10 protein-coding genes and 1 pseudogene are annotated in these 9,268 nt (G+C 59.4%); 5 read left to right on the forward strand and 6 right to left on the reverse strand.

From position 1 onward, the window contains the following. Positions 1 to 33 precede the first annotated feature (33 nt). Positions 34 to 828 carry a 3-methyl-2-oxobutanoate hydroxymethyltransferase gene (gene panB, locus AAC083_RS19655; protein WP_108537509.1) on the forward strand — a complete coding sequence of 265 codons (795 nt, stop codon included), beginning with the start codon at positions 34 to 36 and terminating at the stop codon, positions 826 to 828. 106 nt (positions 829 to 934) lie between these two features. Continuing rightward, entirely contained in the window at positions 935 to 1,792 is an 858-nt protein-coding gene (panC, locus tag AAC083_RS19660; RefSeq protein ID WP_108537510.1) for a pantoate--beta-alanine ligase, read from the forward strand. A 418-nt stretch (positions 1,793 to 2,210) separates the two neighbouring features. Here the strand turns inward: panC and AAC083_RS19665 are convergent, their stop codons facing one another. The 3 genes from AAC083_RS19665 to hpt all read right to left on the reverse strand — a co-directional run bounded on the left by AAC083_RS19665 (position 2,211) and on the right by hpt (position 4,540). After that, on the reverse strand, positions 2,211 to 2,984 hold the full coding sequence (locus tag AAC083_RS19665; RefSeq protein ID WP_042038497.1) for an ABC transporter permease: 774 nt from the start codon (positions 2,982 to 2,984) through the stop codon (positions 2,211 to 2,213). Continuing rightward, positions 2,981 to 3,898, reverse strand: coding sequence for an ABC transporter ATP-binding protein (locus tag AAC083_RS19670; RefSeq protein WP_108537511.1), 918 nt, complete (start codon positions 3,896 to 3,898; stop codon positions 2,981 to 2,983). Before AAC083_RS19670 ends, AAC083_RS19665 begins: the two co-directional genes overlap by 4 nt. Before the next feature lie 111 nt (positions 3,899 to 4,009). Continuing rightward, positions 4,010 to 4,540 (reverse strand): hypoxanthine phosphoribosyltransferase, encoded by a 531-nt coding sequence (gene hpt / locus AAC083_RS19675; protein ID WP_042038495.1) that lies wholly within the window; start codon positions 4,538 to 4,540, stop codon positions 4,010 to 4,012. Positions 4,541 to 4,739: 199 nt separating this feature from the next. Here hpt and AAC083_RS19680 point away from each other — a divergent pair, with 199 nt between their 5' ends. Continuing rightward, complete coding sequence (locus AAC083_RS19680; protein ID WP_108537512.1) at positions 4,740 to 5,354, forward strand: TetR/AcrR family transcriptional regulator; 615 nt, start codon at positions 4,740 to 4,742, stop codon at positions 5,352 to 5,354. A gap of 120 nt (positions 5,355 to 5,474) precedes the next feature. Here AAC083_RS19680 and AAC083_RS19685 read toward each other — a convergent pair whose 3' ends face one another. Together AAC083_RS19685 and mpl are read right to left on the reverse strand one after the other, a co-directional pair. Then, the gene (locus tag AAC083_RS19685) at positions 5,475 to 6,086 is read right to left on the reverse strand and encodes a flavin prenyltransferase UbiX (protein WP_108537513.1); all 612 of its coding nucleotides are present in this window, start codon (positions 6,084 to 6,086) and stop codon (positions 5,475 to 5,477) included. After that, positions 6,083 to 7,453 carry a UDP-N-acetylmuramate:L-alanyl-gamma-D-glutamyl-meso-diaminopimelate ligase gene (gene mpl / locus AAC083_RS19690; RefSeq protein ID WP_108537514.1) on the reverse strand — a complete coding sequence of 457 codons (1,371 nt, stop codon included), beginning with the start codon at positions 7,451 to 7,453 and terminating at the stop codon, positions 6,083 to 6,085. The genes AAC083_RS19685 and mpl overlap by 4 nt, the downstream gene beginning before the upstream one ends. Positions 7,454 to 7,687: 234 nt before the next feature. On the opposite strand from mpl, the gene ppa reads away from it, so the two are divergent. Continuing rightward, on the forward strand, positions 7,688 to 8,218 hold the full coding sequence (gene ppa, locus AAC083_RS19695) for an inorganic diphosphatase (protein WP_005313216.1): 531 nt from the start codon (positions 7,688 to 7,690) through the stop codon (positions 8,216 to 8,218). A 23-nt stretch (positions 8,219 to 8,241) separates the two neighbouring features. Here ppa and AAC083_RS19700 read toward each other — a convergent pair whose 3' ends face one another. After that, positions 8,242 to 8,604 carry a hypothetical protein gene (locus AAC083_RS19700; RefSeq protein ID WP_375134776.1) on the reverse strand — a complete coding sequence of 121 codons (363 nt, stop codon included), beginning with the start codon at positions 8,602 to 8,604 and terminating at the stop codon, positions 8,242 to 8,244. 124 nt (positions 8,605 to 8,728) lie between these two features. Here AAC083_RS19700 and AAC083_RS19705 point away from each other — a divergent pair. Continuing rightward, positions 8,729 to 9,268 (forward strand): annotated as a pseudogene (locus tag AAC083_RS19705) (hypothetical protein); the annotation flags it as partial.

Genomic DNA, 9,268 nt, shown 5'->3' on the forward strand with positions numbered 1-9,268 from the left:
TCACAGACACACGCGGCGAGTAGGAGCAACGTTATGAGCAAGATCACCACCACCAGCCTGCTGAAGATGAAGCAGGAAGGGCAACGCATCACCGCCATCACCGCCTATGATGCCACCTTTGCCAAGCTGTTCGACGACGAAGGGGCCCACGTGCTGCTCATCGGCGATTCACTGGGCATGGTGCTGCAAGGAGGTCAGGACACCCTGGCGGTCAACATGGATGAGATGGTCTATCACACCCGCTGTGTGGCGCGTGGTGCCAGCAAGGCGCTGGTCGTCGCCGACATGCCGTTCATGAGCTATGCCACTTCGGATCAGACTTACCAGAACGCCGCCCGCCTGATGGCCGCCGGAGCCCGCATGGTGAAGGTGGAAGGGGGCGACTGGCTGTGTGACAGCATTCGCCACCTGACTCGCAATGGCGTGCCTGTCTGTGGCCACCTCGGCCTCACCCCCCAATCCGTCCATGTGTTTGGCGGCTTCAAGGTGCAAGGTCGCGACGAGTTCCAGGCCCAGGAGATCTACCGTCAGGCCCTCGAACTGCAAGCAGCCGGTATCCAGATGCTGGTGCTCGAGTGCGTACCGGTCGCCCTTGCCGAACGCCTCACCAAGGCGCTGCGCATCCCGGTGATCGGCATCGGTGCCGGTCCCGCCACCGATGGCCAGATCCTGGTGATGCACGATGCCTTAGGCATCACCTCAGGTTACGTGCCCAAGTTCACCAAGAACTTCCTGGCCGAAACCGGTGACATACGTGCCGCCATCCGGCTCTATGTGCAGCAAGTGAGCGAGGGGACCTTCCCCGGCCCCGAACACTGTTTCAACTGATCCGGCGCTATGGATGAGAGCGGGGGCACAAGCCCCCGTTTCGCTGTCCCTTGCCCGCTGATGCAACCCGTTTTCTCTCTTTGATATTTCCGAAGGTGAACTACCGATGTTGGTCGTTAACAATCCTGCCGCTCTGCGTGAACAGATCGGCCAATGGCGCCGTGAAGGGCGTGCCATCGCATTCGTGCCCACCATGGGCAACCTCCATCAGGGGCACCTGACGCTGGTGAAAGAGGCGCACCGCCATGCCGGTAAGGTAGTGGTCAGCATCTTTGTCAACCCCATGCAGTTCGACAAGGCAGAGGATCTCGTCAACTATCCGCGCACCCTGGAGCAGGATTGCGCCGCGCTGGAGAGCGCCGGTGTGGATCTGGTGTTCACCCCGACGCCGGAGATCATGTATCCGCAGGGGCTGGCGAGCCAAACCTTCGTCGAGGTGCCGGGTCTCTCCGGCCTGCTGGAAGGAGCGCTGCGTCCGGGGCATTTTCGTGGCGTCAGTACCGTAGTGACCAAGCTGTTCAATCTGGTACAGCCGGATGTGGCCTGTTTCGGCCAGAAGGATTACCAGCAGTTGGCGCTCATTCGCAAGATGGTGGCCGACATGGCCATGCCCATCGAGATCGTCGGCGTGCCCACGGTGCGGGCCGAAGACGGGCTGGCTCTGTCGTCACGCAACGGCTATTTGACCGCAGCCGAGCGGGCGTTGGCCCCCGAGCTGGCACGCACCATGAACTGGATTGCCGAGCAGATCGCAGGGGCCGATCACCACCTGCCCTCTCTGGTGGCGCAGGCCAGCCAGCGCCTCGATAACGCAGGTTTCCGTACCGACGCCATCGATATCGTCGATGCTGTGACCCTGGAATCCGCAACCGACCAGAGCCAGCAACTGGTGATCCTGATGGCGGCCTATCTCGGCAAGGCCCGCCTCATCGACAACCGCGTGGTCACGCTTCAGCACGCCTGAGTCAGTCACAACCTGGAGAGTTTCATCTCCAAGAGCTTTATTGCCTCTTCCTGTTCCTGCCCAAGCCCGGCCAGGAACAGGCCCGGTTTCAGGTGCTGCCATATCCTGCATGAAGATGGCGGCCAGCAATACATAGTCACCCGCCACATCGCCACTCCGTTTGCCGAAGGGGCGTTTCCCCATCGTCTTTAACGAGACCTGGCGTAACTGCCTGCTCGATGATGGTCTGACTGCCAGGTAGAACGTCTGCGTCTACCGTGATGAGCCGGCGCCGAACGAGGCCCCCAGCGCTGACCTGCACTGGACCATACGAGCAGACGCCCTCATAGGGCATGGTGCCCCCCCCCGGCAACCACCGGGATCCGCGAACGCAACAAGAAACAGGGCGCCCGAATGGACGCCCCGTTTTGAGTACAACTCAGTGCCGCAGCCCGGTACCGCGGGAGATGAGCCACCAGGCCAGTCCGTAGAGCGCGGCGATGAAGCCGATGATGATGAGGTAGGCGGTGCCGAGCGGCACGTCAGAGATACCGAGGAAGCCGTAGCGGAACGCGTTCACCATGTAGATGATGGGGTTCACCTGGGAGACCCCATGCCAGAAGGGCGGTAGCAGGCTGATGGAGTAAAACACCCCGCCCAGATAAGTGAGCGGCGTCAGCACGAAGGTGGGAATGATGCTGATGTCGTCGAAGGTCTTGGCAAACACGGCGTTGATCAGCCCCCCCAGCGAGAAGAGGATGGCGGTCAGCAGCACGGTAAAGCAGACACTGAACAGATGGTGGATCTGCAGCGGCACGAAGAACAGCGACACCAGGGTGACGATGAGGCCGACACAGAGGCCACGCGCCACGCCTCCCCCCACGTAACCGGCGATGATGACGTAGTTGGGCACGGGCGCCACCAGCAGCTCCTCCACATTGCGCTGGAACTTGGCGCTGAAGAAGGAGGAAGCGACGTTGGAGTAGGAGTTGGTGATCACCGACATCATGATGAGTCCAGGCACGATGAACTCCATGTAGCTGACCCCCCCCATGTCACCGATGCGCGAGCCGATGAGGTTGCCGAAGATGACAAAATAGAGGCTCATGGTGATGGCGGGGGGCACCAGGGTCTGGATCCAGATCCGGGTGAAGCGGCTCACCTCCTTGGCCAGAATGCTCTTGAAGGCGATGTAATACGTGGTCAGATTCATGCTTTTCTCCCCTCCTCGACCAGACTGACGAACAGCTCTTCCAGTCGATTGGCCTTGTTGCGCATGCTCAACACCTGCACCTGCTGGCCCGACAGCTGCTCGAACAGGCTATTGAGAGACTGACTCTTGTCCAGATCCACTTCCAGAGTGCGCTCATCCTGCATGCGGCCGTTGAACTCGGGCACATTCGGCACGGCGGAGCCCGGTGCCAGATCCAACATGAAGGTCTCGCGGCTCAGCTTGCCGAGCAGCTTCTTCATGCTGGTATTTTCAATCAGCCGCCCCTTGTCGATGATGCCAATGTTGCGGCACAGCATCTCGGCCTCTTCCAGATAGTGGGTGGTGAGTATGATGGTGACCCCCTGCTCGTTGAGCTCTTTGAGGAAGGTCCACATGGATCGGCGGATCTCGATATCCACCCCGGCGGTCGGTTCGTCCAGGATCAGCAATCTGGGCTCGTGCATCAGGGCGCGGGCTATCATCAGCCGACGCTTCATGCCACCGGAGAGGGTGCGGGCCGGCATGTCACGCTTGTCCCACAAATCGAGCTGACGCAGGTATTTCTCGGCGCGGATCTTGGCTTCGGCCTTGGGCACGCCGTAGAAACCGGCCTGATGGGTGACAATCTGGATCACCTTCTCAAACTGACTGAAGTTGAACTCCTGTGGCACCAGGCCGAGCTGGGCCTTGGCCTGCTCGAGATCGCTGTCGAGGTCGTAGCCAAACACCTTCACCTTGCCGGCGCTCTTGTTCACCAGCGAGCTGATGATGCCGATGGTGGTGGACTTGCCTGCCCCGTTGGGGCCGAGCAGGGCGAAGAAATCCCCCTGCTTGACGGTCAGATCTATGCCTTTAAGGGCTTCCACGCCCCCCTGATAGGTCTTTTTCAGGCCGCTTATTTCCAGTGCGTTCATTGCAACCCCTGTGATGGCGGATCCCATCTCGATACAGAAAAGGCGGCCGGGGCCGCCTTGCAGACAAAAATGGCGCTCGGCCACCTCGCCCGTGATATTCCTGGAACTTGCTTACTCTTGCGGTACTACCTTGCCGATGAACGGCAGATTACGGTACTTCTGGGCGTAGTCGATACCACAACCCACCACGAATTCGTCCGGAATGGAGAAACCGATCCAGTCCACCGGCACCTGTACCTCGCGACGGGACGGTTTGTCCAGCAGGGTGCAGATGGCGAGGGATTTCGGCTCGCGCAGTGACAGGATTTCACGCACCTTGTTGAGGGTGTAGCCGGTGTCGATGATGTCCTCGACGATCAACACGTCCTTGCCCTTGATGTCGTCATCCAGATCTTTGAGGATGCGAACGTCACGGGTACTGCGCAGGCCGGAGCCATAGCTGGAGGCGGTCATAAAATCCAGGGTGACGGGCAGCGGGGTCTGGCGGCACAAGTCGGCCAGGAAGACGCAGGAGCCGCGCAGCAGGCCAATCATGACCACTTCGTCAGAACCCTGATAACGGGCGGTGATCTCTTCACCCAATTTGGCGATCCGGGCGGCCACATCGGCCTCGGAGATCATCACCTCGACGGTGTGTTTCATCACTTACTCCCTCATGGCCAAAGGGATTTGGCCGTTCATTAACGTCAAAACCGAGGATTCTACCATCCAAGCCGAGAGGCGTCAGGCATACGTGATGCTTTTATCGGCTTATTTTAATTGATAGAGTTAGCAGGCTCTCGGGCATTATCGGTGACAATACTATAAACACCATAATCAATAACTATTAGATGAAAAAACTATGGAACCACGCGCAGAAATAAGACGTCGAACCCGGCTTTCTCCGGAAGCTCGTCGCACTCAATTGATGGAATGTGCCATCGAGGTGTTCTCCCGTCGCGGCATAGGCCGTGCGGGTCACGCCGAGATAGCAGAACAGGCCAAAGTCTCGGTAGCTACCGTGTTCAACTATTTCAACACTCGCGAAGAGCTGGTGGATGAAGTGTTGGCCGAGATCGAACGCTTCGTTCACCAGATGCTGGAACAGGCCTATACCGGCCAGGGTCCAATCAACGACAGCATTCGTCGTCACGTGAAGCTGTTTGTCGATGCAGCCTACGATCAACCCGACCATGCCAGCATCTGGCTGGAGTGGAGTTCATCGGTGCGGGAAGAAGTCTGGCCCCGTTATGCCAAGCTGCTGGACAAGGCATTGGAGCGCATCGCGCCCCATTTGCAACGAGCCATGGATGCCGGTGAGATCCAGAGTGTGCTGTCCGCCCAGGACCTGGCTCGCTCCCTGACCGGTTTTGGTTACGTCATGATGCAGATGATCAACCAGCCACAACGCCCGTCACGGGAAGATGTGACCGATTTTCTGTTCAAGTACGTGACGGCCCCCATCCAGGCCGCCTAACCCGCCTCGTGAATGACAAACGGCGCCGGACTGTTCATGTCGGCGCCGCTTTTATTTGTCCCTTTGCTGCCGGTTCAGCCGCTGTCGCCAGAGATCGCCAGCAAGGTGATGAATCACGGGTCAAGCGTTGGCATAGCCCCAGCGGCTGGTCAGCGCGTGCTCGACTCCGAGGTGATCCAGGATCCGCGCCACCATGAAGTCCACCAGATCCTCGATACTTTTCGGCTCATGATAGAAACCGGGTGCGGCCGGCATGATGGTCACCCCGAGTCGCGCCAGTTTGAGCATGTTCTCCAGATGGATGGCGGAGAAAGGGCTCTCGCGGGGCACCAGAATCAGCTGGCCGCGCTCTTTGATCACCACATCCGCCGCCCGCTCCAGCAAGTTGTCGGAAGCGCCGTTGGCGATGGCCGAGACGGTGCCCATGGAGCAGGGGCAGACCACCATCTGCTTGGGAGCCGCCGAGCCAGAGGCCACAGGCGAGAACCACTCCTCCTTGCCGCAGGCAATTATCTGACCCTCTTTAGCGCCATACTGGCGACATAGATGGGCAGAGAGCGCTTTCGGTGAGCCGGGCCAATCTTGCTGCTGCTCGGTCTTGAGCACTACTCTCGCCGCCGAGGAGGCGAGCAGGTAGACCCGATAGTCCGCCTGCACCAGACACTGGAGCAGGCGCAGGGCGTAGGGGGCGCCTGAGGCGCCGGTCAGTGCCAGAGTGATCGCTTTGTTCATAGTTCGCCGTGGTAATCCTTGAGGCGGGCGATCAGCTTGTCATGAATACCGCCAAAGCCGCCGTTGCTCATGATCAGAATATGATCGCCATCGCGGCTCTCGGCCACCAGCCGGTTGATCAGGGTCTCCAGATCGTTGAACACCTTGGCCGGTCGGCTCATGTGAGCTGTCACCTCGCCGAGATCCCAACCTATGTTGGGTGGCTGGAAGAAGAACACCTCGTCGGCGCCAGTGAAGCAGCCGGCCAGCTCCTCCTTGTGCACCCCCAACTTCATGGTGTTGGAGCGCGGCTCCAGCACCGCCAGAATGCGGGCCTTGCCCACCTTGGCACGCAGGCCGCCGAGGGTGGTCTCGATGGCAGTCGGGTGGTGGGCAAAGTCGTCATAGACGCTGATGCCTGCCACCTCGCCCTTGAGCTCCATCCGCCGCTTGGGGGACTTGAACTGGCAGAGGGCCGCGATGCCATGCTCCACCATGACACCGGCATGGCGGGCGGCGGCGATGGCCATCAGGCCGTTATTGACGTTGTGCTCGCCGATGCACTCCCAGTGCACCTCGCCCTGCTTCTGCCCATCCAGCCACACCTCGAAGGCGGAGCCGTCCTCGGCCAGCTTGACCGCTTTCCACTTGGCATCGTCCTGACCTACCAGCTCCACCTCGCTCCAGCAGCCCATCTTGCGCACGGCGGTGAGGTTATTATCTGCTTTCGGGAACAATACCCGCCCATTGCTCGGCACGGTACGCATCAGGTGGTGGAACTGGCGCTGGATGGCGGCGAGATCCGGGAATATGTCCGCGTGGTCGAATTCCAGGTTGTTCATCACCAGGGTGCGCGGGTGGTAATGGACGAACTTGGAGCGCTTGTCGAAGAAGGCGCAGTCATACTCGTCCGCTTCGATGACGAAGAAGGGGGCAGAACCGAGACGGGCGGAAACCGGAAAGTTGCCTGGCACCCCGCCGATGAGAAAACCCGGTTCCAGCTTGGCGTATTCGAGCACCCAGGCCAGCATGCTGGCGGTGGTGGTCTTGCCATGGGTGCCCGCCACGGCCAGTACCCAGCGATCCTGCAGCACGTGTTCCAGCAGCCACTGGGGGCCGGAGATATAGGGCAAATTGCGGTCCAGTACATATTCAACACAGGGGTTGCCACGGCTCATGGCGTTGCCGATCACCACCAGATCCGGCGCGGGATCGAGCTGGGACGGGTCATATCCCTCGGTCAGTTCGATGCCCTGTTGCTCGAGCTGGGTACTCATGGGGGGATAGACGTTGGCATCCGAGCCGGTGACTCGATAGCCAAGCTGTTTTGCCAACACCGCCAGACCACCCATGAAGGTGCCGCAGATCCCGAGGATGTGAATGTGCATACCGCTGCCTTTTCCAGTAAAGGGAGTGCGCATTCTAGGGTCTGTTGACGTTTGGTCGCAAGCCGCAGGCGTGACGAGACGTCAATAGACCCAGGCAAGCGGGCCACCATTTGGCAGACCCGGGCTGCACGGCATCAGCCAAGGCTGTCACAGTGCCCTTGAAATATGGTCATTTGACGCGACATCGCTATAATATCGGCCTGCAAACTTGACTCCAACACTGAAGGAAACGTCATGAGCCTGAACCTGGTACCGGCTGGCAAGAGCCTGCCCGACGACATCTACGTCATCATCGAAATCCCGCAGAATGCCGACCCGATCAAATACGAAGTCGACAAGGACAGCGGTGCCATCTTCGTTGATCGCTTCATGTCGACCCCTATGTTCTACCCGTGCAACTACGGTTACGTGAACGCCACCCTGTCTCTGGATGGTGATCCGGTTGACGTTCTGGTTCCGACCCCCTACCCGTTGCTGGCCGGCTCCGTCATTCGCTGCCGCCCGGTTGGCGTGCTGAAGATGACCGACGAATCTGGCGAAGATGCCAAGATCGTGGCCGTGCCGCACTCCAAGCTGACCAAGCAGTACGACCACATCAAGGATGTGAACGATCTGCCCGAGCTGCTGAAAGCCCAGATCCAGCACTTCTTCGAGCGCTACAAAGAGCTGGAAGCGGGCAAGTGGGTCAAGGTGGAAGGTTGGGGCGACAAGGCTGCGGCCGAAGCCGAGATCGTCACCTCTGCCGAGCGTTACGCTGCCAAGTAAGCGAACCCTCGCAACAAGGCGCCTCAGGGCGCCTTTTTTATGGGCTGTTGCGGGCGCAGACTCCGCGTCTCGCCAGCAGGATCGCCCTTGATGTAGATGTCACGGCCATTCTGCCGATAGGGGCGATAAAAGTCGCCACCACAGCGATAACCCCCGCCCTGCACACTCATCAGCTCGCAGTTGACCGGCAATACCTCCAGCCACTTGATGGCCTGCTGAAAACGCAGCCATTCCTGCCATTCATGCTCCCGTGCCAGCTTGTCCCGCAGGGCAAAGGTATCCGCACTGGACATCCCCTTGTTGACGAACACCTGGCCCGCTGCCGCAGGCAAGGCGGTCAACAGCAACAACAGCAGTAGAATTCGCTTCATAACGGTTTCCTGTATGACTTATTTCCAGAATTAAATTTAAAGCCTTATCAGGCTGTTACCCAGATCATCAAAACTAAGCTAATCCAAATCCGGCCAGCTCACCTAGTTGTTTAGTATCACCTCGAGCAGGATGCACATCATGAAACTGGCACACGGTCTGTTATTAAGTCTAGTGTTCGCATCCACGGTCGGCGCCAACGAAGTCAATCTGAGCTGGCAGTGGCAGTCTGCCGACGGCCAGCAGAAGCACCTGCGACTGAATGCAGACGAACGCATCATGTCCGCCAGCCGCCACGAGATGACCCAGCTCAACGCCTCCCTCAACTATCCGCTGGAGACACTCTACGCCTACATCAGCCCGCGCCTTTACAACAGCATCAACCTGATCAACCAGACAAGTCCCGAGACCGCCACCAAGTTTCGCAATCTGGAACAGGCCTTCACCCTGCACGACGACAGCATGGAGTCGACCCTGTTCTGGCAGGCCTACCAGCAATATCAGGACGATGCCTTCTACCAGATGCGGGTGGTGCCCTGTGTGCACCCGGCCAATCGCAAGCTGCCCTGCGTACGCCCCAACTACTCCCAGCTGTTCTACCAGTTCAAAGGAGACCTGAGGCCCCTGGCGAAGCAGTTTTACGCCAAGGATCTGGCTACCAGTGTCGGCCTGCTGCAGGAG

The organism is Aeromonas sp. HMWF014 (genome assembly GCF_963878295.1).
Taxonomy (GTDB): Bacteria; Pseudomonadota; Gammaproteobacteria; order Enterobacterales; family Aeromonadaceae; genus Aeromonas; species Aeromonas popoffii.

Excerpts from the sequence above, each read along its gene's own strand:
- panB (WP_108537509.1), top strand. The coding sequence starts at position 34 with ATGAGCAAGATCACCACCACCAGCCTGCTGAAGATGAAGCAGGAAGGG.
- panC (WP_108537510.1), top strand. The coding sequence starts at position 935 with ATGTTGGTCGTTAACAATCCTGCCGCTCTGCGTGAACAGATCGGCCAA.
- AAC083_RS19665 (WP_042038497.1), bottom strand. The coding sequence starts at position 2,984 with ATGAATCTGACCACGTATTACATCGCCTTCAAGAGCATTCTGGCCAAG.
- AAC083_RS19670 (WP_108537511.1), bottom strand. The coding sequence starts at position 3,898 with ATGAACGCACTGGAAATAAGCGGCCTGAAAAAGACCTATCAGGGGGGC.
- hpt (WP_042038495.1), bottom strand. The coding sequence starts at position 4,540 with ATGAAACACACCGTCGAGGTGATGATCTCCGAGGCCGATGTGGCCGCC.
- AAC083_RS19680 (WP_108537512.1), top strand. The coding sequence starts at position 4,740 with ATGGAACCACGCGCAGAAATAAGACGTCGAACCCGGCTTTCTCCGGAA.
- AAC083_RS19685 (WP_108537513.1), bottom strand. The coding sequence starts at position 6,086 with ATGAACAAAGCGATCACTCTGGCACTGACCGGCGCCTCAGGCGCCCCC.
- mpl (WP_108537514.1), bottom strand. The coding sequence starts at position 7,453 with ATGCACATTCACATCCTCGGGATCTGCGGCACCTTCATGGGTGGTCTG.
- ppa (WP_005313216.1), top strand. The coding sequence starts at position 7,688 with ATGAGCCTGAACCTGGTACCGGCTGGCAAGAGCCTGCCCGACGACATC.